22 protein-coding genes are annotated in these 22,940 nt (G+C 64.3%); 11 read left to right on the forward strand and 11 right to left on the reverse strand.

Annotation, left to right across the window (positions count from 1 at the left end):
* Positions 1-7: 7 nt before the first annotated feature.
* A complete protein-coding gene (locus tag ACM42_RS01385; RefSeq protein WP_271526333.1) occupies positions 8-1,267 on the reverse strand; it encodes an ABC transporter substrate-binding protein in 1,260 nt (419 codons plus the stop codon).
* 173 nt (positions 1,268-1,440) lie between these two features.
* Between ACM42_RS01385 and ACM42_RS01390 the strand changes: the two genes are divergently transcribed.
* From ACM42_RS01390 to ACM42_RS01400, 3 genes are read left to right on the forward strand one after another with little or no spacing between them, the layout of a single operon-like run.
* The gene (locus ACM42_RS01390; RefSeq protein ID WP_271526334.1) at positions 1,441-2,934 is read left to right on the forward strand and encodes an AMP-binding protein; all 1,494 of its coding nucleotides are present in this window, start codon (positions 1,441-1,443) and stop codon (positions 2,932-2,934) included.
* Positions 2,931-3,572, forward strand: a complete 642-nt coding sequence (locus ACM42_RS01395; protein WP_271526335.1) for a TetR/AcrR family transcriptional regulator — start codon at positions 2,931-2,933, stop codon at positions 3,570-3,572. Before ACM42_RS01390 ends, ACM42_RS01395 begins: the two co-directional genes overlap by 4 nt.
* Positions 3,569-5,479 (forward strand): flavin-containing monooxygenase, encoded by a 1,911-nt coding sequence (locus ACM42_RS01400; RefSeq protein WP_271526336.1) that lies wholly within the window; start codon positions 3,569-3,571, stop codon positions 5,477-5,479. Before ACM42_RS01395 ends, ACM42_RS01400 begins: the two co-directional genes overlap by 4 nt.
* Before the next feature lie 74 nt (positions 5,480-5,553).
* Here the strand turns inward: ACM42_RS01400 and ald are convergent, their stop codons facing one another.
* Positions 5,554-6,669 (reverse strand): alanine dehydrogenase, encoded by a 1,116-nt coding sequence (gene ald, locus ACM42_RS01405; protein ID WP_271526337.1) that lies wholly within the window; start codon positions 6,667-6,669, stop codon positions 5,554-5,556.
* A 144-nt stretch (positions 6,670-6,813) separates the two neighbouring features.
* On the opposite strand from ald, the gene ACM42_RS01410 reads away from it, so the two are divergent.
* The 4 genes from ACM42_RS01410 to ACM42_RS01430 all read left to right on the forward strand — a co-directional run bounded on the left by ACM42_RS01410 (position 6,814) and on the right by ACM42_RS01430 (position 10,969).
* Positions 6,814-7,293, forward strand: a complete 480-nt coding sequence (locus tag ACM42_RS01410; RefSeq protein WP_271526338.1) for an Lrp/AsnC family transcriptional regulator — start codon at positions 6,814-6,816, stop codon at positions 7,291-7,293.
* Positions 7,294-7,432: 139 nt separating this feature from the next.
* A complete protein-coding gene (locus ACM42_RS38565) occupies positions 7,433-7,930 on the forward strand; it encodes a 2Fe-2S iron-sulfur cluster-binding protein (protein WP_442868879.1) in 498 nt (165 codons plus the stop codon).
* Between the two features lie 100 nt (positions 7,931-8,030).
* Positions 8,031-10,388, forward strand: a complete 2,358-nt coding sequence (locus tag ACM42_RS01425; protein ID WP_271526339.1) for an Orn/Lys/Arg decarboxylase N-terminal domain-containing protein — start codon at positions 8,031-8,033, stop codon at positions 10,386-10,388.
* Positions 10,389-10,393: 5 nt separating this feature from the next.
* Complete coding sequence (locus ACM42_RS01430) at positions 10,394-10,969, forward strand: GNAT family N-acetyltransferase (RefSeq protein WP_271526340.1); 576 nt, start codon at positions 10,394-10,396, stop codon at positions 10,967-10,969.
* Between the two features lie 3 nt (positions 10,970-10,972).
* On the opposite strand, the gene ACM42_RS01435 is transcribed toward ACM42_RS01430, so the two are convergent.
* Positions 10,973-11,185: a hypothetical protein gene (locus ACM42_RS01435; protein WP_271526341.1), complete on the reverse strand. Its 213-nt coding sequence runs from the start codon at positions 11,183-11,185 to the stop codon at positions 10,973-10,975.
* A 155-nt stretch (positions 11,186-11,340) separates the two neighbouring features.
* Here ACM42_RS01435 and ACM42_RS01440 point away from each other — a divergent pair, with 155 nt between their 5' ends.
* Positions 11,341-12,282 (forward strand): ornithine cyclodeaminase family protein, encoded by a 942-nt coding sequence (locus ACM42_RS01440; RefSeq protein WP_271526342.1) that lies wholly within the window; start codon positions 11,341-11,343, stop codon positions 12,280-12,282.
* Between the two features lie 71 nt (positions 12,283-12,353).
* On the opposite strand, the gene ACM42_RS01445 is transcribed toward ACM42_RS01440, so the two are convergent.
* Together ACM42_RS01445 and ACM42_RS01450 are read right to left on the reverse strand one after the other, a co-directional pair.
* A complete protein-coding gene (locus ACM42_RS01445) occupies positions 12,354-12,803 on the reverse strand; it encodes a flagellar basal body rod protein FlgC (protein WP_271526343.1) in 450 nt (149 codons plus the stop codon).
* Positions 12,804-12,926: 123 nt separating this feature from the next.
* Complete coding sequence (locus ACM42_RS01450) at positions 12,927-13,976, reverse strand: hydroxyacid dehydrogenase (RefSeq protein WP_271526344.1); 1,050 nt, start codon at positions 13,974-13,976, stop codon at positions 12,927-12,929.
* A 244-nt stretch (positions 13,977-14,220) separates the two neighbouring features.
* Between ACM42_RS01450 and ACM42_RS01455 the strand changes: the two genes are divergently transcribed.
* The 3 genes from ACM42_RS01455 (at position 14,221) to ACM42_RS01465 (ending at position 15,846) form a co-directional block, all read left to right on the forward strand.
* Positions 14,221-14,787 (forward strand): thiamine pyrophosphate-binding protein, encoded by a 567-nt coding sequence (locus ACM42_RS01455; RefSeq protein WP_271526345.1) that lies wholly within the window; start codon positions 14,221-14,223, stop codon positions 14,785-14,787.
* Between the two features lie 8 nt (positions 14,788-14,795).
* A complete protein-coding gene (locus ACM42_RS01460; protein ID WP_271526346.1) occupies positions 14,796-15,392 on the forward strand; it encodes a thiamine pyrophosphate-dependent enzyme in 597 nt (198 codons plus the stop codon).
* 76 nt (positions 15,393-15,468) lie between these two features.
* Positions 15,469-15,846 carry a VanZ family protein gene (locus tag ACM42_RS01465; protein ID WP_271526347.1) on the forward strand — a complete coding sequence of 126 codons (378 nt, stop codon included), beginning with the start codon at positions 15,469-15,471 and terminating at the stop codon, positions 15,844-15,846.
* A gap of 41 nt (positions 15,847-15,887) precedes the next feature.
* On the opposite strand, the gene ACM42_RS01470 is transcribed toward ACM42_RS01465, so the two are convergent.
* From ACM42_RS01470 to ACM42_RS01495, 6 genes are all read right to left on the reverse strand, one after another.
* Positions 15,888-16,271: a DUF1236 domain-containing protein gene (locus ACM42_RS01470; RefSeq protein WP_028177189.1), complete on the reverse strand. Its 384-nt coding sequence runs from the start codon at positions 16,269-16,271 to the stop codon at positions 15,888-15,890.
* Positions 16,272-16,385: 114 nt separating this feature from the next.
* Positions 16,386-17,273: a 2-hydroxy-3-oxopropionate reductase gene (locus ACM42_RS01475; protein WP_271526348.1), complete on the reverse strand. Its 888-nt coding sequence runs from the start codon at positions 17,271-17,273 to the stop codon at positions 16,386-16,388.
* Positions 17,274-17,484: 211 nt separating this feature from the next.
* Positions 17,485-18,270 carry a hydroxypyruvate isomerase gene (gene hyi / locus ACM42_RS01480; RefSeq protein ID WP_271526349.1) on the reverse strand — a complete coding sequence of 262 codons (786 nt, stop codon included), beginning with the start codon at positions 18,268-18,270 and terminating at the stop codon, positions 17,485-17,487.
* 11 nt (positions 18,271-18,281) lie between these two features.
* Complete coding sequence (gene gcl, locus ACM42_RS01485) at positions 18,282-20,072, reverse strand: glyoxylate carboligase (RefSeq protein ID WP_271526350.1); 1,791 nt, start codon at positions 20,070-20,072, stop codon at positions 18,282-18,284.
* Between the two features lie 152 nt (positions 20,073-20,224).
* On the reverse strand, positions 20,225-22,027 hold the full coding sequence (locus ACM42_RS01490) for an adenine deaminase C-terminal domain-containing protein (RefSeq protein ID WP_271526351.1): 1,803 nt from the start codon (positions 22,025-22,027) through the stop codon (positions 20,225-20,227).
* A gap of 84 nt (positions 22,028-22,111) precedes the next feature.
* Complete coding sequence (locus tag ACM42_RS01495) at positions 22,112-22,912, reverse strand: NYN domain-containing protein (RefSeq protein WP_271526352.1); 801 nt, start codon at positions 22,910-22,912, stop codon at positions 22,112-22,114.
* Positions 22,913-22,940: the final 28 nt, after the last annotated feature.

Raw genomic sequence — 22,940 nt, forward strand, 5'->3', positions numbered from 1 at the left:
TGCGCGATCAGGTATAGCCCTTGCTCTTCTTCCACTCGGCTTCCAGCTCGAAGATGGTCTTCCAGTCCCCAGCCTTGACTTCGGGCACGTAGGGCTCCTGTGGGATCGTCGTGCCCCAGCCGATGGCGTAGCCGACGAGGGTGTGATCGTCGCCGCGCATGGTCACGGTGCCGTCGGCACCGAACGGGCACTTGATCGTGAGGCCCTTCAACACCTCTGCGATCTTCTTGCCGTCGGCCGAGTTCGCCTTCTTCGCAGCTTCCGCCATCAGCATGATTGCGGTGGCATTCTCCCACGACCAGTTGGTCGGATATTCATTGAACTTTGCCTTGTAGGCATCGCCCCAGGCAGCATTCTCCGGCGTGGTCGGGAAGGTCTTGATGTAACGGTTGCCGGAGTGGATGCCCTTGGGCAGGTTCTTCACCACGGTGAGCGCAGTGTAGTCAGCCATATTGACCGCGAACACTTCCATCTGGCCGAACATCGCGTAGATGTTGGCCTGGTCGATATAGGAGGTGAGATCGCCGCCCCACAGGCAGGAATAGAGCGCCTGGGGTTTGGCTTGCAGGATCTTCGTCACCACCTCGGTGTAGTCAGGCTGGAACAGCTTCGGCCAGGACTCGCTGATGATCTCGACCTCGGGCGCGAAGCGCTTCAGGTACAGCGTGAACTCCGCCGTGGTGTCGCGGCCATAGGCATAATCCGGCGAGCAGGTCGCCCATTTCTTCAAGCCCTTCGCCTTGGCGATCGCCGCGGCATAGCTGCCGCCGACGATGGAATCGTGCACGCCCTGTCGCGCGGTACGGAACGCGTTGGGAATGTGCTGCTTGGGATCGGCGGTCAGAGCCGAGGTCTCCGAATTGGTGTGAATGCAGAAGACGCCGAGATCGCGCGCGACCTCGTGCACCGCGAAGGCGCCGGAGGAGGCTTCGGCATCGATCATGAGCTCGCAGCCATCGGTGTTGACGAGCTCGCGCGCGACGCGGGCGGCTTCCTGCGGCTGGCCCTTGGAGTCGCGGATCACCATCTCGATCTGCCGGCCGGCGAGCCCGCCGGCGGCGTTGACCTTTTCGACCTCGAGCATCACCGCATTGCGCGACGACGTGCCGAGCTGCGCGACGCGGCCCGACAGGATCGTCGGCATTCCGATCTTGATGGTCTTGGCTTGCGCACGCGCCACCCAGGGCGCGGCAACACTCATCGCACCGGCACCCATCAGCGCCAGTGTTGAACGGCGGCTGATGCCCGGCGTGCGGGTCCTCGTCATTTTCCCCTCCCTCTTTCGGGTCGGCGTTTCCTGATCCCTGTCGGAGATCGTCTCGTCTCCGTGTCTCGAAGGATTTCAGAGGTAGGGGGGTGACGTCAAGCCAAAGATGAATTACGAGTCAGAATTCATCAGGGAAGGAAACGAGGCCAGGAATTGGCCTAAAACCAGCGCAAATGATCAATCTGTCGAGCTTCATCGCCTTTCATGCCCGACGCACGCCGGAGCGGCCCGCGCTGAAATATCGCGGCGAGGAGATCTCCTACGCGGCCCTGGATGCACGCGTCCGCGAGGCCGCGGGCTGGCTGGCGGCACAGGGGATCGGACCCGGCGATGTCGTCGCCGTATTGATGAAGAACAGCGCGGCATTCCTGGAGCTGGTGTTTGCCACCAGTCATCTCGGCGCAGTCTTCTTGCCAATCAACTTCCGCCTCTCGCGCGATGAGGTCGGCTACATCGTCAGCAATGCCGGCGCGCGCCTGCTGATCGTCGATGAAGAGTTGGCAGCGAATGCCGCGGGCGCGAAGACTGTCGTGCTCGATGAAGCCGCGCAGCACAGCATCATGCGTCTCGCGAGCAGCGCTGCACCCGCGCCGATGCATCCGCTCCAGCCATCGGACCTGATGCGGCTGATGTACACCTCGGGCACCACCGATCGTCCCAAGGGCGTGATGCTCTCTTACGATAATTTCTACTGGAAGTCCGCCGACCAGACGATTGCGCTCGGCCTCAGTGCCGAGACGCGGCTTCTCGTCGTCGGCCCGCTCTATCACGTCGGTGCACTCGACCTGCCGGGCATCGCTGTGCTCTGGCATGGCGGCTTCATCCGCATCGAACGCAATTTCGAACCGGAGACGGCGCTTGCGGCGATCGCCGAGGACAGGCTCAACGCCGCCTGGTTCGCGCCGGTCATGACCACGGCGATGCTCACCTGCCCGACGCGCGATCGCTACGACGTTTCCAGCCTGACATGGGCGATCGGCGGCGGCGAGAAGACGCCGGAATTGCGCATCCGCGCCTTCTCCGAGTACTTCCGCAACGCGCGCTATATCGACGCCTATGGCCTCACCGAGACCGTCGGCGGCGACACCTTCATGGAAGCCGGCCGCGAGATCGAGAAGATCGGCTCCACCGGCCGCGCCATTGCCCATGTCGAGATCGAGATCCGCGATGAGGACGGCAAGGTCCTGCCACCGAACGTCAATGGCGAGATCTGCCTGCGGGGGCCGAAGATCACGCGCGGCTATTGGAAGGATCCGGAGAAGACGGCTTCGGCCTTCTTCGGCGACTGGTTCCGCAGCGGCGACGTCGGCTATCTCGACGACGAGGGCTTTCTGTACCTGACCGACCGCAAGAAGGACATGATCATCTCCGGCGGCGAGAACATCGCCTCCTCCGAGGTCGAACGCGTCATCTACGATCTGCCCGAGGTGCGCGAGGTCGCCGTGATCGGCCTGCGCGATGCGCGCTGGGGCGAACGGCCGGTCGCCATCGTCGTGCTCGCCGAAGGCGCACACCTCGAGTTGCCTGACCTCATCGAGCACTGCCGAGCGCGGCTGGCGAGCTTCAAGGTGCCGAAACAGCTCGTCGTCCGCGACAGCCTGCCGCGCAATCCAAGTGGAAAGATCCTCAAGCGCGTGCTGCGCGCCGAGCTGGAGACGTCTGAATGACGCAAGTGAACGCCAAGGTGACGAAGCTCAACCGCGTCGAGCGCAACGCCTGGACCAAGCAGAAGATCTTCGAGGCCGCCACCAAGGTCGTGGGCAGATACGGCTATGCCGAAGCCTCGGTCGCCCGCATCACCGAACAGGCCGGCGTCGCGCAGGGCACCTTCTACAATCATTTCGAGAACCGCCAGGAATTGCTCGACCAGCTCCTGCCCAAGATCGGCCTCGACATGGTCGAATTCATCCGCGCTCGCACCGGCACGGCGGATGCGGCACGGCAGGAGATCGCGCGGTTCTCCGCCTTCTTCGACTTCATCCGCGAGGTGCCGGAATTTCTGCGCATCCTCAACGAGGCCGAGTTCTTCGCACCGATCGGGTACCAGAAGCATCTCGACAATATTTCGGTCGCCTATGTCCGCATCCTGCGCCGGGCTCGTCTTGCAGGCGCGATCGAGGATTACAGCGATGAGGAATTCGAGGCGATCGTCCACATGCTGATGGGCGCGCGCGGCTATCTCAGCCGCCGCTATTCCTATTCGGAAGGCGGCGTCTCCACCGTTCCCGATCACGTCATCTCCGCCTATCGCAAGCTGATGACGCGCGGCCTCTTCACTGCCTTCGGAGATCAGGACACGCCATGAACATCGAATCTCCGCACAAGCCGCTCGACTTCGCCTCGGCGATCGCCGAGGGCGATATCCGTTGCCTGCTGATGGTGCTGGTGCACATGACCGGCGACGAGAAGTGGCTGGAACCGCCATACCTGCCCAAGCGCGATATCCGCCTCATCCCCGATCCCGAGGCCGGGGTGCCGCACGACATCCAGGACGAGATCCGCGCCGCCGTGGTCAAGCTCTTCGCCGACGGCACGCCAAAGCCCGTCATCACCGACCCCGGCGAGGAATTGCTGCTGAGGATGATGCGCGCCTGCCTCGGCGAGAACGTCGCGCCGGAATATGCGCCCTTGATGCGCGAAGAGATGGGCTTTGTGGCGCGCGAGGCACGCTGGACGGCGCGCCCTTCCGACGAGAAGCTTGCGGACCAGCACGTGCTGATCGTCGGCGCCGGCGTCTGTGCCATCGCGCTCGGCGTGTCGCTCGGCCATCTCGGCATCCCCTACACCATCGTCGAGAGGAACGAAGAACTCGGCGGCACCTGGTGGATCAACCGCTATCCCGGCTGCGGCGTCGACACGCCGAACCACTCCTATTCGTATTCTTTCGGATCGCGCAATGCCTGGACGCGCTACTTCTGCCAGCGCGAGGAGCTGCTCGGCTATTTGCTGAAGGTCGCCGACGAATACGGCATCCGCAAGCATCTGCGCGTCAACACCGAGCTGACCTCGTCGCGCTGGGACGAAGGCAGGCGGCGCTGGATCTCCACGCTGAAAACGAAGAATGGCGACGAGACCTTCGAATCGACAGCGCTTGTCTCGGCCATCGGCCAGCTCAACGATCCCTCACGCGCCCGCTTCGAAGGCGAGGACAGCTTCAAGGGAACGATCCTGCATTCAGCATTGTGGTCCGATGACATCAACGTCGAGGGCAAGCACGTCGCCGTCATCGGCACCGGCGCCACCGCGATGCAGCTCGTGCCCGCGATCGCCGGCCGCGCTGCCTCGGTCACGGTCTACCAGCGTAACGCGCAATGGGCACGCCCGGTGAAGGGCTATGCCGCCCCGATCAGCGAGGGCGCGCGCTGGCTGCTGGCGCATCTGCCGTTCTATGTGCAGTGGTACCGCTTCAACATGTTCTGGCGCTACGGCGATGGCCTCCTGCCCTTCCTGCGCAAGGACCCGGCCTGGCCGCATCCCGAGCGCGCCGTGAACAAGGGCAATGACCGGCACCGCCAGGAGCTGACGGACTTCATCCTGTCGGAACTGCAGGGACGCCCCGACCTGATCGAGAAATGCGTGCCGACCTATCCGCCCTATGGCAAGCGCATCCTGCTCGACAACAACTGGTTCAAGACTTTGAGGCGAGACAACGTCGAGCTCGTCACCGAGGCGATCGGCCGTTTTGACGAAAGCGGCATCGTCACCGCCGACGGCAGGCAGCGCCCGGCCGACATCATCGTCGTCGCCACCGGCTTCAAGGTGACGGAGATGGCTGCGCGCCTCAATATCAGCGGACGCGGTGGCACGAATCTGCGCGAGGCCTGGACGAACGACAATCCGACCGCGTTCCTCGGCCTCACCGTGCCGGGCTTTCCAAACTTCTTCTGCATGCTCGGTCCCAATTCAGGGCCGGCCCATGGCGGCAGCGTCATATTCCAGTCGGAATGCCAGAGCCGCTACATCTCGGCATGTCTCCTCGACATGATCGAACGGGACATCGCCGCGATCGATGTCCGTCAGGACGTGCTCGACGAGTACGTCCGCAAGGTCGATGCCGAGCACGAGGCGATGATCTGGACCCATCCGGGCATGAGCACCTACTACCGCAACAGCAGTGGCCGCGTGTTCTCGGCGATGCCGTGGCGTTTCGTCGATTATTGGCGCATGACGCATGACCCCGATTTGGGGCAGTACAAGCTGACGAAGGCGTGAAGCAATCTGTCAGCACTGACTGTGGCCGACGCTCAGGTTGCGCTCGACCCACATCGTCATTGCGAGGGCGGCCTTTACGCCGCCAGCTCGCTCCCAACGGGGGCGAATTCCATCCCGAGGCTCTCTGCCACCGCCTTGTTCGTAATCCGGCCGCGATGCACGTTCAGGCCGTTGCGCAAATGCGGGTTCTCAAGCACCGCCGCAAACCCCTTGTTTGCGAGCATCAGTCCGAACGGCAGCGTCGCATTGTTCAGCGCCTGACTCGAGGTCACCGGCACTGCGCCCGGCATGTTCGCAACGCAATAATGCACGACTCCGTCGACCTCGTAGGTCGGCTCGGCGTGCGTGGTCGGATGAGAGGTCTCGAAGCAACCGCCCTGGTCGATCGCAACGTCGACCAGCACCGCCCCCGGCCGCATCGATTTCAGCATGGCGCGCGTGACAAGCTTCGGCGCACTGGCGCCCGGCACCAGCACTGCACCGATCACGACGTCGGCGGCGAATACCTCGTCCTCGACCGACTCGATGGTCGAGAAACGCGTGCGCACGCGTCCGGCAAAGAGATCGTCCAGTTCGCGCAAGCGCGGAATCGAGCGGTCGATCACGGTGACTTCGGCACCGAGGCCGGCGGCCATGCGCGCAGCCTGCGTTCCGACCACGCCGCCGCCGAGCACGACGACGCGCGCCGGCTGCACGCCCGGCACGCCGCCCAGGAGCAAGCCGCGGCCGCCGGCCGAGCGCTTGAGCGCGGCGCCGGCGGCCTCGATGGCGAGGCGGCCGGCGACTTCGCTCATCGGGGCGAGCAGCGGGAGGTGACCGCTCGCATCGGTGACGGTCTCATAGGCGATCGCGGTGCAGCCGGAGTCGATCAGGCCCTTGGCCTGCTCCGGATCCGGCGCAAGATGAAGATAAGTAAACAGGATCTGGCTCTCGCGGAGCTGGACCCATTCGCTCTTTTGCGGCTCCTTGACCTTCACGATCATCTCGGACCTGGCAAAGATCTCGCGGGCGGTCTCGGCAATGGACGCCCCTGCCCGCCGATACGTCTCATCGGGCGCGCCGATGCCACTGCCGGCGCCGGTCTCGACCGTCACCTGGTGCCCGGCGGCGACATACTCGCGGACGGCGCCCGGGGTGAGCCCGACGCGATATTCCTGCACCTTGATTTCCTTGGGCACACCGACACGCATCCCGGGCTCCCTTGCCAACGCACTGATTCCACTCATTCATCGTAGCGACGGCGCCCGTTTGGTTTCGTGCAAATATCCGCTAGGTTCGGCACGCGCGCGCCGGTTTCCGGCGCAAAAGTGCCCTTTAACGCTGGAAACGAAACCTTGGCCCTCGACCGGAAAGACCTCGCGATCCTCGCGGAACTCACGACCAATGCGCGGGCCAGCCACACCGAGCTTGCCAACAAGATCGGCCTGTCGAGCACGGCACTGGCGCGGCGGCAGAAGGCGCTGGAGGACGACGGCTACATCCAGGGCTACCAGGCCGCGCTCGACCTCGCCCGGTTCGGCCTCACCACCACCGTGCTGGTTCGCATCGCGCTGGAGAGCCAGAGCGACGATGCGCTGAAGGCATTCGAGGCGGAGGTGGTGAAATGCCCCTCCGTCGTGCGCTGCTTCCTGATGTCGGGCACCGACGACTACATCCTGATCGTGCTCGCGCGCGACATCCAGGACTTCGAGCGGATCCACCGCACCGAGCTGTCCCGCCTGCCCCGCGTCGCGCGTGTGCAATCGAGCTTCGCGCTGCGCGAGATCGTCAACCGCGCGGTACCGACCGTGGTGTTCGGGGAGACGAAGCGCTGACCTCGTTCGTCCCAACCGGAGAACCGGTCGGGAACCAAGCAGCCCGTCATCCGTTGGGCGCTATTGGCCAGCGGCGGCAATGCATCCTCGCGTCACATCCACAATCTGCCCAGCTCGGCCTTTCCGCAGGGAACAGACCATGGCCGACATCACGGATCAGATCCCCGAACGCATTCCGATCAACCTCGTCGTCAATGGCGCAAGGCGCACACCCGAGGTCGTGCCGTGGACCACGTTTCTGGATGCCCTGCGTGACCGCCTGGAGTTGACCGGCACCAAGAAGGGCTGCGATCACGGCCAATGCGGCGCCTGTACCGCGCTGATCGACGGAAGACGGGTCAACTCCTGCCTGACCCTCGCCGTCATGAAGGATGGCGCTGAGATCACGACGATTGAAGGCCTTGCCAAGGACGGCGCGTTGCATCTCCTGCAACAGGCCTTCATCGACTCGCCTGCTCGCCGCCGATCCAGGCGCGAAGCTGATTGCCGGCGGCACCAACCTGATCGACCTGATGAAAGAGAACGTCGAACGGCCCTCCCGGCTGATCGACATCTCCCGCCTGCGAACGCCGTCTATCATGCCACCGGCAAGCGCATTCGGCGCTTCCCGATCACGCTGGACAAGCTGATGGACTGAAGCCGCAGGTACTCGAACCTTCCCGCGGTTCTCGGCTCCTGTCATCCAGCTGTCATCGAATGTGCCGAGAGCTGTGTCTCCGCCACACTCGGGAGCCGACATGGACTATTTCAAGCGCTTCAATTTCCTGTTCGCCGCACCCATGTTCGATAGCGACGACCTCGAAGGCGTTCGCTTCAACCAGATCATCGAGGAGATCCAGCGCTCCGGATTCGAGGTGGTCCGGGCCCGCAAGCTGGAGGATGCCGAGATGGCGGTGCAGACCGATGCGGCGATCGGCTGCATGGTGGTGGACTGGGGCAAGAAGGGCCTCGAAGGCAAGACCTCGGCGCTGATCAATCTGATGCGCCGCCGGGGCCTCGACTTCCCCATCATCCTCCTGATCCGTCGCAAGCGGTTCGAGGATCTGCCGGTCGAGGTGCTCGATTTCATCGACGGCTATGTCTTTCTGTCCGAGGAGACGCCGCCCTTCATTGCCAAGAACCTGATCAGCCGCCTCAAGCAATATGCCGAGACGCTGAAGACCCCATTCTTCGGCGCGCTGGTCGACTATGCCGAGGAAGGCAACCAGCTCTGGACCTGTCCAGGCCACAACGGCGGCGTGTTCTACAACCGCAGCCCGATCGGACGCGTGTTCGTCGAGCATCTCGGCGAATCCGTGTTCCGTGACGACCTCGATAATTCCGTGCTCGATCTCGGCGACCTCCTCACCCATGAAGGCCCGGCGCTGAAGGCGCAGAAGGAAGCGGCCCAGATCTTCGGCGCCGAAAAGACCTATTTCGTGCTCAACGGCACCTCGACGTCGAACAAGGTCGCGCTCGGCGCCCTCGTCACCGACGGTGACCTCGTGCTGTTCGACCGCAACAACCACAAGGCCGCCCATCACGGCGCTCTGATGATCAGTGGCGGCGTCCCCATCTACGTCCCGACCGTCCGCAATGCCTGGGGCCTGATCGGCCCGATGCGCTGGGACATGCTCGACGAGAAGGCCTTGCGCGAGGCCATCCGCAACCATCCCCTGGTCGGGGACCGCGACGCCTGGCGCAAGGAGCGTCCGTTCCGCGTCGCCGTGGTCGAGCAGTGCACCTATGACGGCTCGATCCACAGCGCCGAGATGATCCTGAAGCGCATCGGCCATCTCTGCGAATACATCCTGTTCGACGAGGCCTGGGCCGGCTTCATGAAATTCCATCCGCTCTATGCCGGCCGCTTCGCCATGGGGCTGGCCAATCTTCCTCCCGAGGCCCCCGGCATCATCGCGACCCAGTCGACCCACAAGCAGCTGGCGAGCTTCTCGCAGGCCTCGCAGATCCACATCAAGGATCGTCACATCCGTGGCCAGAAGCGCCGCGTCGAGCATCGCCGCTTCAACGAAAGCTTCATGCAGCACGCATCGACGTCCCCCTTCTATCCGCTGTTCGCCTCGCTCGACGTCGGTGCGCAGATGATGAAGGGTCGCTCCGGCGAAGTGCTGTGGGACGACACGATCCGGCTCGGCATCGAGCTGCGCAAGAAGATCCGGGCGATGCGCCGGGAGTTCGAGGAGAAGGAGCAAAATCCGGAGCGGCGCTGGTTCTTCGAGCCCTTCGTTCCCGATCGGGTCGCCATTCCCGATGTCAGCCGCCCCGGCGCCGTCCACAACGTCGCCTGGGAGACGCTCTCCACCGACGAGCTCGCGACCAATCCCGCGCTGTGGCAGCTCTCTCCGGACACCAACTGGCACGGCTTTCCCGATCTCGCGGAAGGCTTTGCCATGACCGATCCGAACAAGCTGACCTTGCTCACCCCCGGATTCGATCGTGCGACCGGCGCCTATGCCGAGCACGGCATCCCCGCACCTGTCGTCGCGCAATACTTGCGCGAAAACCGCATCGTCCCCGAGAAGAACGACCTCAACTCCCTGCTCTTCCTGCTCACGCCCGGCGTCGAGGCGAGCAAGGCCGGCACGCTGATCTCCGGCCTCGTCGCGTTCAAGAGGCTGCATGACGACAATGCGCTGCTGGCCGACGCGATCCCGGAATTCCATCAGCGGCGACGGACGCGCTACGCAGGCGTGCGTCTGCGCGATCTCTGCGGCGAGATGCACCGCTTCTTCCGCGCCGCCGACGTCAGTGCGCTCCAAGCTCGGCAGTTCATGCCCGAGCACATGCCCGAGATCGCGATGTCGCCCCGCGATGCCGCGCGCTATCTGTTCCGCAACGATGTCGACTATTTGCCGATCGAGGCGATCGCCGGCCGCATCGCCACCACACCCTTCGTGGTCTATCCGCCCGGCATCGCCACCATCGTGCCCGGCGAGCGGCTGACGGAGCGGGCCAAACCCATGATCGATTATCTCAAGATGTTCGAGACCTGCTTCAACACGTTCCCGGGCTTCGACGTCGAGATCCAGGGGGTCTACAAGGAGGTCGATGCGAACGGGCGCATCGGGCTCTACACCTATGTCGTTGCCGAGTAGTGCCGATGAACGAAACAGCTGCGCGCGCGAGTGACGAGCCCGTTCTGGTCAGGCCGTCACGCGAAAGCGATGTCGAAGCGATGCTGGCGATCTATCGCCATCACGTTCGCAACGGTGTGCCGCGCGATGTCGAGGGAACCGGTGCGCCGGAGCCGGATGATTTGCGGGAGCGGCGCAAGAACCTGAAGCAGACCCGCCTGCCGCATCTGGTCGCGACCTATCGCGGCGAGGTCGTCGGCTATGCCTATGCCGTGCTGTTCCGCAAGCGTCCCGCCTATCGGTACACGGCCAAGCACTCGATCTACGTCCATCACGCGCATCTCGGCCGCGGAGTCGGACGGCTATTGCTCCAGGAATTGATCGATGCCTGTGCGGCGGCCGGCTTCCGCCAGATGATCGGCTATATCGATGCCGACAACGCGCCCTCGCTGACACTGCACGAAAAATTCGGCTTCGCGCGCGCCGGCCTGCTTTGCGGCGTTGCCTATCGCCACGGCCGCTGGTCCGACACCGTGATGGTGCAGCGATCGCTCGGCGCCGGGACGACAACACCTCCGCCCATCATGACGCCGGGCCGGTAGGCCTTACGACGGAAAGTCAGCCGGCCTCACCTGGATGCGGTCGGCATGCAGCGACCAGTGATGCAATGCCTGGTCCTTGCAGAATCTCGCTTTCGCCCGCTCTTTGGCCTCATTCTCGTCGGCGGCATCGACCTCGAGTGTACCCTGACAAACCTCGCTCTGTCGGCCGTATTCGCCGAGCACGTTCTTCATGAACCTGACGACATAAGTAGCCATGGGACCTCCTGCTGCCCTCGCAGCACTCTAATCCCATTTAGGGCGGAGCGGTGAAGGAGATTTTGACGCGGATCAAGGCGGAACGGACAATCCATTGCGGAACCTGCCGGCCGGGGATAAGGCGGAATACCGGCCGCCCCCATGAGGATCTTGCCTTGCACTTTGTCTCCGACACCGAAGTCACGAGAGTTCTGACGTTTCCGATCCTTATTACCGCGCTGGAGGAGGCCCATCGCCGGCCGAAGATGGAAGTCCTGGACGCCTTTCTCGGCGGCGAGGGGGCGCAATACGTCGTCCGCAGTGCCGTCGATCCCGGCCGCTACATGGCGAGCAAGATGTTCACCAGCTTCCCGGCCAATCTGGCGCGGGGCAGGATGCCGGCCGTGCAGGCGGTGTGCGTGCTGTTCGACGGCACCAACGGAAAGCCGCTGGCGGCGATGGACGGAACCGAGATCACGCACTGGCGTACCGCTGCCGACTCCGCGCTGGGCACGAAGCTGCTCGCCCCGCCCAGTCCCGAGACGCTGCTTTGCGCCGGTGCCGGGGAGATGTCCGAGTGGCTGATCCGGGGGCATCGTACCGTGCGACCGTCGCTCGAGCGCGTGCTGATCTGGAATCGGAGCCCGGAACGGGCCGCTGATCTCGCTCGGCGTTTGGCGAAGGACGGCGTCAAGGCCGAGACGATCACGGATATCGACGCGGCGACGCGAGAGGCTGACGTGATCACCACCTGCACCCGCGCGCATCAACCGCTGATCAAGGGCCGGAACTTGCGGCCGGGCACGCATCTGGACCTGGTCGGCGGCTACACGCCGCAAACGCGCGAGGCTGACGACGATGCCGCCAGGTTGTCGCGCGTCTTCGTGGACCGGCGGGAATCGGCCTTCCATGGCGTCGGCGACATCCTGCAGCCGATCGCCAGCGGTGCGATCAGCGAGACCGATGTCCTCGGCGATCTCTATGATCTCGCCAGCGGCAGCGCGCAGGGACGCATCTCACCGTCCGACATCACCTTCTTCAAGAACGCGGGCGGCGGCCATCTCGACCTCATGACCTGCGAGGCCGTGTTCAAGCAGCTCGGCACCAAGTTCGGGTAGACGCCCTGCCCCTGGCATCTCGCCGGTGGAGGCGGACGAGCGAGGGCAGGCGGACAGAGCCGAATCAGCCATCACGTCGTGATGTCGAGCAGCGACTCCGTCGTTTCCGAGTAGGCCTGAATGACCTTCGCATTGGCGACGAAGCTGTACTTTGCGGCCGCCTGCTCAACGAATTCACGGGCGATATCGACATTCGGCGCCGCGACCAGCCCGTCCTGGTTTGCGAAGGGGGCGCCCGGGTCGGATTGTGCGATATAGCTCGGCGAGACCGTCGACACGGCCGCGATCGTACCGCCTGGCATCGAGCCATTCGATTGGTCGACCTGATCGACGCGCAACGGCACATAAGCCGCGGGATAAGTCGAGCTCGTGCTCAAGCTGGCTGCATCGGCCGACGTGTCCGATCCGCCTGATGCTGGCAGCGGCCCGGTCGTGCGGACGTTGGCGATATTGCTCGCGGCCACGTTTACGCGCAAACTTGCCGCAGAAAGTCCGGATGTCGCGATCGAAAAGATGCTCATGGACCTTCAACTACAGGACAAGTGATACGCGTTCACTTACCCGATCGATAAGATGCGGCGCTTTGGCTTTTCATCGTGGTAACCAATGATCGGAGCGCAATCCAACCTAGCGCGGCCGGCCCCTTACCCGGGCATCACACCAAAAGCCTGCTTGAAGCGCTCCGCATAGCGCGGCCAGACTTCGGGATTGATCATGCGCGGCGGGCGCTTGCCGTCGAGCACATCCAGCACCTGCTCGGCGGCGATGCGGCCCATGTTCTGGCGCGCCTCGGTGGTGACCCCTGCCGTGTGCGGGCTCGCCAGCACGTTGTCGAACTGGAGCAGCGGATGCTCCGGCGGCGGCGGCTCCTTGGACCAGACGTCGAGGCCGGCACCCGCAATGCGCTTGTCGCGCAGCGCCTGAAGCAACGCGTCCTCATCGTGGATGAAACCGCGAGCCGTGGTGATGAAATAGGCATGCGGCTGCATCAGCGCGAATTCACGCACGCTGATCATGTTCCGGCTACCCTTGTTCAGCGGGCAGGAGATCGAGACGAAATCGGCGCGGCGCAGGAGCTCGTCGAGCTCGACCTTCTCACCGCCCCGCTCCGCCATCACCTCGGCCGACAAATACGGGTCGTAGGCCAGTACCGTCATGCCGAGCAGGCCCTTGCACAGGGCGGCGATGCGCCGGCCGACATTGCCGAGGCCGATGATGCCGACGGTCTTGCCCTCGACCTCGTTGCCGACGAGTTCGTTGCGGTTGACGTCGCGCTCGCGGCGCAGGCGGCGATCCGACTGGATGATGCGCTTGGACAACGTCAACATCATCGCCAGCGCATGCTCGGCAACCGAATGGGCGTTGCCGCCGGACTGGTTGACGACCAGCACCCCCGCGTCCGTGCAAGCCTCGACGTCAACAGGGTCGAAGCCCGCGCCATTGCTGGAGACCAGCAGCAATTTCGGCGTCCGCTTCAGAAAGGCGGCATCGACGTGGAAATGCGGCGCCAGTTCGTCGCGCGCCGCGCCGATCTGGTAGACATGGGCCGCACTCAGGATCGGCGCATAGAAATCTTCAGGGCTCTCGTTCTCGATGCGATCGAGCCGGACGTCGGGCCGCGCCTTCAGAATGTCGATGTAGATCGGATTGGCGAGGTACTTGACGTAGAAGACGCGCTTGTTGTTGACGGACATCAGGACCCTTCCGGCTCGCTCGCGAGGGAGCTCGGCAAGGTCGGCGCGACGCGCTGCCTCCGGTGCTTCCTCCCGTTTCTTCATTGCCGCACTTATGACATGGCGGAGCCGGCCACGGCAGGCCTTCTGGCGCAGATCACGGTGCCGGCCGGGACATGTTGACAATCCCATTGCCTGCGTCAAGTTCGGCGGACCGCCGCGACCGCCAGAACCAAGAAGCATGCGCGGCTGAAGGGAGAACGCAATGGCGATTGCGGAACAACAGACCTCGCCCCAGGCGGCTCAAGGCTCCGGCGAAGGAAGCTGGCACGGCATCGTCCTGCAAACGTTGAAGCGGAACGAGATCAGCCTCATCCCCTACGTGCCCGACCGCGTGCTGACGCCGCTGATCAAGAACCTGCACGCCGATCCCTTCTTCACCGCCTTTGCCACCGCCCGCGAGGAGGAAGCGGTTGGCATCGTCTCCGGCGCCTGGATGGGCGGACGGCGCGGCGCGGTGCTGATGCAGACCTCCGGCTTTGCCACGCTGGCCAACGTGCTGGCCTCGCTCGCGGTGCCCTACCAGATTCCGCTGATCATGTTCGTGTCCGAGCGCGGCACGCTCGGCGAGTTCAATTACGGCCAGTCGCTGGTCTGCCGGACCATGCGTCCGGTGCTCGATTCACTGGCGCTGGAGCACCACACCATCACCCGGCTCGACGAGCTCGAATTCATCACGGACCGCTCGATCAAGCAGGCCGTCACCACGCAGGCGCCGGTGGCGTTGATCCTCAACCCGCTGCTCACGGGTGGCAAGGTCTTTGACAAGTGAGGCCGGTCATGAACACGCGCAACACCAAGGTCATGAACCGCTTCGACGTCACCTCGCGCCTCATCGCGAAGCTCAAGCACGAGGAAGCCGTGATCGGCGGCATCGGCAACACCAATTTCGATCTGTGGGCGGCCGGCCACCGCCCGCAGAATTTCTACATGCTGGGCAGCATGGGGCTCGCCTTTCCGATCGCGCTCGGCGTGGCGCTGGCGCAGCCCGGCCGCCGCGTCTTCGCACTCGAAGGCGACGGCTCGCTGCTGATGCAGCTCGGCGCGCTGTCGACGATCGCAGCCCTGAAGCCAACAAACCTCACGATGATCGTGATGGACAACGGCATCTACCAAATCACTGGCGCGCAGCCGACACCGGCAGCGAACGTCGCCGACATCGTCGCCATCGCCATCGGCTCCGGCCTCGCCAACAGCGCCTGGGCCGCGGACGAGGAGGATTTCGAGCGGCTGGTCGACGATGCGATGGCTGCCACCGAGCCGGGCTTGATCGCGGTCCGGATCGACGACAAACCGGGCGTGGGCACCACCCGCCGCGACCCCGTGCAGATCCGGGAACGCTTCATGCACGGACTCGGCGTGCGCGAGCCACTTTAACATTTTGTCATTAACTACACGGCGATCTGATACCGACCTCGCGACAACCCCGCCAGATCCGTGCTAAGCGGTCGGAATGTCCTTTTTCATGCGTACCATTGCCTGGCTGCTCGCGGCCGCCGTCACTTTCGCCACTCTCGGTCCCCCCGGCCTGAGGCCCCATTCCGATCTCGGCCAGGACGGCGAACATGCGCTCGCCTTCATTCTGGTGGGACTGGCGTTCGGCCTCGCCTATGGGCGACGACGTCTGCTGATCGCAGGGGCCGCAGTCGTGCTGATTGGCGTGCTCGAGCTGATGCAATTTTGGGCACCCGGCCGCCATGCGCGGCTGGAGGATTTTCTGGTCGATGCCGCCACCGCCTGCCTCGGCTTTGCGCTCGCCGCCGCGGCCGATTGGCTGCTCACGCGCTTTCGCACCAGCACTGCCCTGACAAGCGAAGGCCCCGCGGAGTGAGACTCCGCAGGGCCTGTCTGTCAGCGCCTGGATTGCCGCGATCAGTCGATGATCTTGACGACGCGTCGGGTGCGCGGTTCGACGATCACGCGGCGATCGTTCACGACCGCGTAGCGATACTCGGTGTAATTCGGCACGGGGCGGAGCACAACGGTGGGCGGCAGCGGCTCGCCGACGACAACGCGCTCCTCCACGACGACCGAATCGCTTCGCGGGATTCCGCCCAGCACGGCGTTCGGAATTTCGAGGCCGGCGCCGACGGCCGCGCCGACAGTGCCACCGACCATCGCGCCGATCGGGCCGCCGATGTCGCCACCCGCGCGCGCGCCGTCCGCGGCGCCCTGGGCGGTCGTTGACTGGGCGAAGGCTGCGCTCGACGCCAGAAGCGAGGCGGCAGCGAACGTGATCGCAAGACGGGTTTTCATGTGCTTGTGTCTCCAGTGATTGTCCTGCGCCTTCAACAGCGGGGCGGAGGCATTGTTCCGGTTCCCTCCGGCCAAAGAAGCGACAGAATCTGAAGACTGTTACGCGGTAACACATCAAGCTGCGGCGATCTCGTGCCCCGCCATCAGTTCCAGCGCCCGCACCATCGCCGAATGATCCCACGCCTTGCCGCCATGCGCCGCGCAGGACGAGAACAATTGCTGCGCCACTGCCGTGCTCGGCAGCGACAAGCCGAGTGAGCGAGCGCCTTCGAGCGCGAGGTTGAGATCCTTCTGGTGCAGCTCGATGCGGAAGCCCGGATCGAAATTGCGCTTCACCATGCGCTCGCCATGCACTTCGAGAATCCGCGACGAGGCGAAGCCGCCCATCAGCGCCTTGCGCACCAGCGCTGGGTTCGCGCCGGCCTTGGATGCGAACAGAAGCGCTTCGCTCACGGCCTCGATCGTCAGCGCGACGATAATCTGGTTGGCGACCTTCGTCGTCTGGCCGTCGCCATTGGCGCCGACATGCGTGACATTCTTGCCCATCTTGTCGAAGATCGGCTTCATGGTGCCAAAAGCCCGCTCCGGCCCGCCGACCATGATGGTGAGGCTCGCAGCTTTCGCTCCGACCTCCCCGCCCGACACCGGCGCGTCGAGATAGTCCGCCCCGAGCGCCTCGATCCTCTTCGCAAACTCCTTCGTCGCCAGCGGCGAGATCGAGCTCATGTCGACCACGATCTTGCCCCTGGAAATGCCGCTCGCGACCCCGTCCTTGCCGAACAGCACGGCTTCGACATGCGGCGTATCCGGCACCATGATGATGACCGCATCCGCCTCCTCCGCCACCTGCTTGCCGGAGTTGCAGGAAATGCCGCCGGCCGCAATCAGCTCGGGGGCAACAGGCGCGACGTCATGCAGGAGAACGCGATGGCCCGCGGCCAGGAGATGGCGGGCCATCGGCCGTCCCATGGTGCCAAGTCCGATGAAGCCGATGTTGGTCATGTCTTCATTTCCTCTGCGAAAGTTTCTGGTAAGTCTATCCACGTGCCCAGTGCACCTCTCCCGCTTGCGGGAGAGGTCGGCACGCAGTGCCGGGTGAGGGTTCTGTCCGCGTTGGGATTCTCTCCGCAAGAACCCCACCGCGGAGATACCCTCTCCCCAACCCTCTCCCGCAAGCGGGAGAGGGAGCCCCACCGTCGGCTTGGCTACAGTCTCAAGTCTCGAACGTCTGTGCCGCGTGCCAGGACAGGCCTTCTAGCGTCGTGGTGCGGGGCTTGTATTCGCAGCCGATCCAGCCGCGATAGCCGATCGCGTCGAGATGGCGGAACAGGAAAGGATAGTTGATCTCGCCGGTGCCGGGCTCGTGGCGGCCGGGATTGTCGGCGAGCTGGATGTGGGCGATCTCAGGCAGGTATTCCTGCATGGTGCGAGCGAGGTCGCCTTCCATGATCTGCATGTGATAGATGTCGTACTGGATGAAGAGGTTATTCGACCGCACTTCCGAGATCAGCTGCACCGCCTGCTCGGTCCCGTTGAGATAGAAGCCGGGAATGTCGAGCGTGTTGATCGGCTCGACCAACAGCTTGATGTTCTCCCGCGCCAGCGTCGAGGCGGCAAAGCGCAAATTTCCGACCAGGGTCTCGTTCAGCTGGCGCGGGTCCGCATCGACAGGCGCGATGCCGACGAGGCAGTTGAGCTGCTCGCAATCGAGCGCCTTGGCGTAGTCGATGGCGCGGAATACGCCGTCGCGGAATTCACTAACGCGATCGGGCAGGATGGCAATGCCGCGCTCGCCCGCCGCCCAATTGCCGGCCGGCAGATTGTGCAGCACCTGGGTCAGCCCGTGGGCCTCCAACTGCTCGCGCAGCTGCGCCTTGTCGAAATCATAGGGAAAGAGATATTCGACGCCGGCGAAACCCGCCGCCTTCGCAGCGGCAAAGCGGTCGAGGAAGGGCATCTCGTTGAAGAGCATGGTGAGGTTGGCGGCAAACTTCGGCATGATGCTCTCTTCTATTCCGCCGGCTGCAGCACGCCCGGGCGCGCCCGCTCGACCTCGTCGAGCGGAAGGTCCAGCACCTCCTCGAACTCGACGATGTTGTCGATCTCGGTGCCCATCGCGATGTTGGTGACGCGCTCGAGGATGAACTCGACCACCACGGGCACGCGATGCCTGGCCATCAATTCACGCGCGGTGGCAAACGCGGCTTGCGTGTCCTCGGGGCGGGTGACGCGGATCGCCTTGCAGCCGAGGCCTTCGGCAACTGCGACATGGTCGACGCCGTAGACGCCGATCTCGGGTGCGTTGATGTTCTCGAAGGAGAGCTGGACTTGATAGTCCATCTCGAAGCCGCGCTGGGCCTGGCGGATCAGGCCGAGATAGGAATTGTTCACGACGACGTGGATGTAGGGCAGATTGAACTGCGCGCCGACCGCGAGCTCCTCGATCAGGAACTGGAAGTCGTAGTCGCCGGAGAGCGCCACGATGTCGCGATCCGGGCACGCCGCACGCACGCCGAGCGCGGCGGGGAGCGTCCAGCCGAGCGGTCCCGCCTGTCCGGCATTGATCCAGTTGCGCGGCTTGTAGACGCCGAGGAATTGCGCGCCGGCGATCTGCGACAGGCCGATCACGGTGACATAAGTGGTGTCGCGGCCGAACGCCTTGTTCATCTCCTCGTAGACGCGCTGCGGCTTGATCGGCACGTTGTCGAAATGGCTCTTGCGCAGCATCGTCTTCTTGCGATCGCGGCAGGAAGCGGGCCACGCTTGGCGCTCGCGAAGCCTGCCTGACCGGCGCCACTCCCTGGCGACGGCGACGAACAGTTCGAGCGCGGCCTTCGCATCCGAGACGATGCCGAGATCGGGATTGAACACGCGCCCGATCTGCGTCGGCTCGATATCGACATGCACGAAGGTGCGGCCCTTGGTGTAGGTCTCGACCGAGCCGGTGTGGCGGTTGGCCCAGCGGTTGCCGATACCGAGCACGAAATCGGATTCCAGCAGCGTGGCGTTGCCGTAGCGGTGGCTGGTCTGAAGCCCCACCATGCCGGCCATCAGCACATGGTCGTCGGGGATCGCGCCCCATCCCATCAGCGTCGGGACGACGGGCACGTTGGTGATCTCGGCAAACTCGACCAGCAGATCCGAGGCATCGGCATTGATGATGCCTCCGCCGGCGACGATCAGCGGCCGCTCGGCCGCGTTGAGCATCTCCAGCGCCTTCTCGACCTGCTTGCGCGTGGCAGTGGGCTTGTAGACCGGCAGCGGTTCATAAGTCTCCTCGTCAAACTCGATCTCGGCGAGTTGCACGTCGAGCGGCATGTCGATCAACACCGGTCCTGGCCTGCCCGAGCGCATCACGTGAAAAGCCTGGCTGAACACGCGCGGCACCAGCGCGGGTTCGCGCACCGTCACCGCCCATTTGGTCACGGGCTTTGCGATCGACTCGATATCGACCGCCTGGAAGTCCTCCTTGTAGAGACGCGCCCGCGGCGCCTGCCCGGTGATGCAGAGGATCGGGATGGAATCGGCGATCGCGGAATAGAGCCCGGTGATCATGTCGGTGCCGGCCGGCCCCGAGGTGCCGATGCAGACGCCGATATTGCCGGCCTTGGCCCGCGTATATCCTTCCGCCATGTGCGAGGCTCCCTCGACATGCCGCGCCAGGATGTGGCGGATCGAACCACGCTTCCTGAGCGCCGAGTAAAGCGGATTGATCGCGGCCCCGGGGACCCCGAAGGCAGTCGAGATGCCTTCCTTCTCCAGGACACGCACGGCTGCATCGACGGCTCGCATCTTCGCCATATCGGACCTCGCTCAAGTTGAGTCAGTGAACGAGATCATCGGTTGCACAAGATGCAATCTCAACGAGATCGGTTTTATTTTCCACGATGCGGCAACCGCGGAAAAATCGCGGCGGTCTCAATCGGTTACATCGAGGATTGCGTGAAAGCGGATCACTCGAACAGCGGTGCCAGCTCCATCTGCGGCACCAGCACGAGACCCTTGTCGGTGATGCGAATTTCCGGAATGACCGATAGCGGAATCAAATTGAAGCCCATGTAGGGGATGGTGCAGCCGGCCTCCGCCCATTCCTTCTTCAGCACCTTCACTTCTTCCGCCACTTCGGTGACGCGCTTGTCGGAGAGCAGCCCGGCGATGGGCAGCGGAACCAGCGCCCTCACCTTGCCGTCGGCGACGACGCACACGCCGCCCTGATGCTCCTTGATCGCAGCGATCGCCACCTGCATGTCCGGCTCGTTGGTGCCGGCGACGATGATGTTGTGGCTGTCGTGGCCGACGCTGGAGGCGACCGCGCCGCGCTTCAGGCCGAAATCCTTGAGAAGGCCATGGGCGACATTGCCGGCCGACTTGCCGTGGCGCTCGACGACCGTGACGAAGCAAAGTCCGTAGCGGGCGAACAGGGATGGCCAATCCTTTGCAGGTTCGATCGCGACCTTCTCATGGATCAGCATGATGCCGGGCAACGCGGTCTTGATCGCGTTGACGGTGCAGGCCTTCGCCGGCAGCTCCGGCGTCAGCTTCAGCTTCTCCGGAAGCTTCACCGTGGCGTAGGCGGCCCTCGGATATTGATAGCGTTGCGACAAGGCCTGATCGAGAAGCCCGGTGATCTTGCGGTTCTCGACCACGAGCTCGCCGCCATACCAGGTGCATTGCGGCTTGAGCTGGTCGTCCATCAGCACGAGATCGGCGCGGCGGCCGCCGCCGAGCCCGCCGATATCGCCATCCATGCCGAAACGTGTCGCGCCATGAAGCGAGCCCATCGACCAGGCCTGCTCCGGCGATATCCCCGCCTTCACCGCCTCGCGCACCACCCAGTCGAGACCGAACAGCAGCAGATCGTCGGCATCGCGATCATCTGTGCAGACCGCCGTGCGCTTGTGCGAGGCCCCGAGCTCGGTCACGGTGCGGATCGCCTGCGGCAGCGAATGCCATGGCGTCGTCGGCGGGCCGCCGCGCAGGAACACCCAGACGCCGGCGTCGAGCAGATCGTCAGCGATGTCGCGGTCGATCGCCTCATGCGTATCGGTGACGCCGCTCGCCGCATAGGCGGCGACGAACTCGCGGCCATAGACATGACCGGACACCGGACGCCCGCGCTTCAGGGCCGCGGCGAGGATGGCATGGCTGCGCTCGTCGCCCATGGTGACTGGCACGAAATCCATCTTCTCGCCGAGTGCGACCGCCTCAGGCCAGCGATCGAACAGGCCCGCGATCTTGTCCGGCGTGAGGTCGCCGCCGGCGGTTTCCAGTTCCGCGGACGTAGCTGGCACCGTGCTGGGCACCGTCAAGAAGATCGAGAGCGGCGCCTCGCGTGCGTCCTCCAGCATCGCCTCGACGCCGGCGACGTCCATGACGTTGCCGATCTCGTGGCTGTCGCAGAAGATCGTGGTGGTTCCGTTGAGCAGCGCAGCTTCCGCGTAGGCACAGGCCGTCACCATCGAGGATTCGATGTGGATGTGCGGATCGACCAGCCCCGGCGCGATGATGCCGCCGGCCGCATCATAGAGCGGCACGCCGCTCCAAACCTTCTTCGCCGTGCCGGCCGGCTTCACCGCAGCGATGCGGCCGCCAGCAATCCAGATTTCGCGGTTCGCGTGGATGCGCTCCGAATAGGTCGAGAGCACCCGGGCGCCCGTGACGACGAAATCGGGCGCAACGCGCGCCGAGGCGACGTCGGCGAGGCGCCGCGTCATGCTGTGCAGCGGCGCAACGGAGAAACGGGTGAGTCTGGTCATCTGGGCTCTCGGTGACGTTACGGCCGAGCGATGGTTACGCCCGGCCCCACCCCGGGCAAGCTCAAATATAGCGGCAGGACCTGCTTACGTCTTCGGCGCCGAAGCACCTGCTGCTCCCACGCCCGAAGCCCTGCGCGGGTTCCGCCTTCGCCTCGGCGGTGCGGCAGTGGGCTTGACCCGAATGCGCATCGACCGGCCTTTTTGCTCATCGATCTCGAACGCATTCGTCTTTCGCACGAGGTCGCTCAACTTGCGAAAGCCGAACGTCCTCGGATCGAAATCAGAAGCCAGATTGGCGAGCTGCCGTCCGACTTCACCAAGGGCGACCCAGCCGTCCTCGCTCTCCATCTGGGTGATCACCTTCTTGATGATGGGCGTGGCGGCATCGGGCGGCTGAAGCGGCGCCGACCTCGTGGCGGCATCCTGGGTGTTCGCCGGGCCAGCAAGCAGGTTCTCGGTATAGACGAATCTCCGGCAGGCCTGCCTGAAGCTTTCCGGCGTCTTCTGCTCGCCGAACCCGAAGACGTCGACGCCCTGCTCCCGGATGCGGGCGGCGAGACGGGTAAAGTCGCTGTCGGAAGACACCAGACAGAAGCCGTCGAACCGGCCGCTGTGAAGCAGGTCCATCGCGTCGATGACCAGGGTTATGTCGGACGCATTCTTTCCCGTCGTATAAGCGAACTGCTGTTGCGGGATGATGGCGTGCTTCGACAGAATGTCGGCCCAGCCCCTGGAACGCGCATTGGAGAAGTCGCCGTAGATGCGTCGGACGCTGGCCTCGCCGATCTTGGCAATCTCCTCGAAAAGTCCATCCGCGATCTTTGCAGAGGCATTGTCGGCGTCGATCAGGACGGCCAGACGGGGCGAGCGAAGTTCCGACGGCATGGCATTTCTCCACGGGATGGGCGCAGCA

Source organism: Bradyrhizobium sp. CCBAU 25338, from assembly GCF_028128965.1.
Classification (GTDB): domain Bacteria; phylum Pseudomonadota; class Alphaproteobacteria; order Rhizobiales; family Xanthobacteraceae; genus Bradyrhizobium; species Bradyrhizobium liaoningense.

Coding starts and splice junctions, on each gene's coding strand:
- ACM42_RS01385 (WP_271526333.1), bottom strand. CDS start 1,267: ATGACGAGGACCCGCACGCCGGGCATCAGCCGCCGTTCAACACTGGCG.
- ACM42_RS01390 (WP_271526334.1), top strand. CDS start 1,441: ATGATCAATCTGTCGAGCTTCATCGCCTTTCATGCCCGACGCACGCCG.
- ACM42_RS01395 (WP_271526335.1), top strand. CDS start 2,931: ATGACGCAAGTGAACGCCAAGGTGACGAAGCTCAACCGCGTCGAGCGC.
- ACM42_RS01400 (WP_271526336.1), top strand. CDS start 3,569: ATGAACATCGAATCTCCGCACAAGCCGCTCGACTTCGCCTCGGCGATC.
- ald (WP_271526337.1), bottom strand. CDS start 6,669: ATGCGTGTCGGTGTGCCCAAGGAAATCAAGGTGCAGGAATATCGCGTC.
- ACM42_RS38565 (WP_442868879.1), top strand. CDS start 7,433: ATGGCCGACATCACGGATCAGATCCCCGAACGCATTCCGATCAACCTC.
- ACM42_RS01425 (WP_271526339.1), top strand. CDS start 8,031: ATGGACTATTTCAAGCGCTTCAATTTCCTGTTCGCCGCACCCATGTTC.
- ACM42_RS01430 (WP_271526340.1), top strand. CDS start 10,394: ATGAACGAAACAGCTGCGCGCGCGAGTGACGAGCCCGTTCTGGTCAGG.
- ACM42_RS01435 (WP_271526341.1), bottom strand. CDS start 11,185: ATGGCTACTTATGTCGTCAGGTTCATGAAGAACGTGCTCGGCGAATAC.
- ACM42_RS01445 (WP_271526343.1), bottom strand. CDS start 12,803: ATGAGCATCTTTTCGATCGCGACATCCGGACTTTCTGCGGCAAGTTTG.
- ACM42_RS01450 (WP_271526344.1), bottom strand. CDS start 13,976: ATGTCCGTCAACAACAAGCGCGTCTTCTACGTCAAGTACCTCGCCAAT.
- ACM42_RS01455 (WP_271526345.1), top strand. CDS start 14,221: ATGGCGATTGCGGAACAACAGACCTCGCCCCAGGCGGCTCAAGGCTCC.
- ACM42_RS01460 (WP_271526346.1), top strand. CDS start 14,796: ATGAACACGCGCAACACCAAGGTCATGAACCGCTTCGACGTCACCTCG.
- ACM42_RS01465 (WP_271526347.1), top strand. CDS start 15,469: ATGTCCTTTTTCATGCGTACCATTGCCTGGCTGCTCGCGGCCGCCGTC.
- ACM42_RS01470 (WP_028177189.1), bottom strand. CDS start 16,271: ATGAAAACCCGTCTTGCGATCACGTTCGCTGCCGCCTCGCTTCTGGCG.
- ACM42_RS01475 (WP_271526348.1), bottom strand. CDS start 17,273: ATGACCAACATCGGCTTCATCGGACTTGGCACCATGGGACGGCCGATG.
- hyi (WP_271526349.1), bottom strand. CDS start 18,270: ATGCCGAAGTTTGCCGCCAACCTCACCATGCTCTTCAACGAGATGCCC.
- gcl (WP_271526350.1), bottom strand. CDS start 20,072: ATGGCGAAGATGCGAGCCGTCGATGCAGCCGTGCGTGTCCTGGAGAAG.
- ACM42_RS01490 (WP_271526351.1), bottom strand. CDS start 22,027: ATGACCAGACTCACCCGTTTCTCCGTTGCGCCGCTGCACAGCATGACG.
- ACM42_RS01495 (WP_271526352.1), bottom strand. CDS start 22,912: ATGCCGTCGGAACTTCGCTCGCCCCGTCTGGCCGTCCTGATCGACGCC.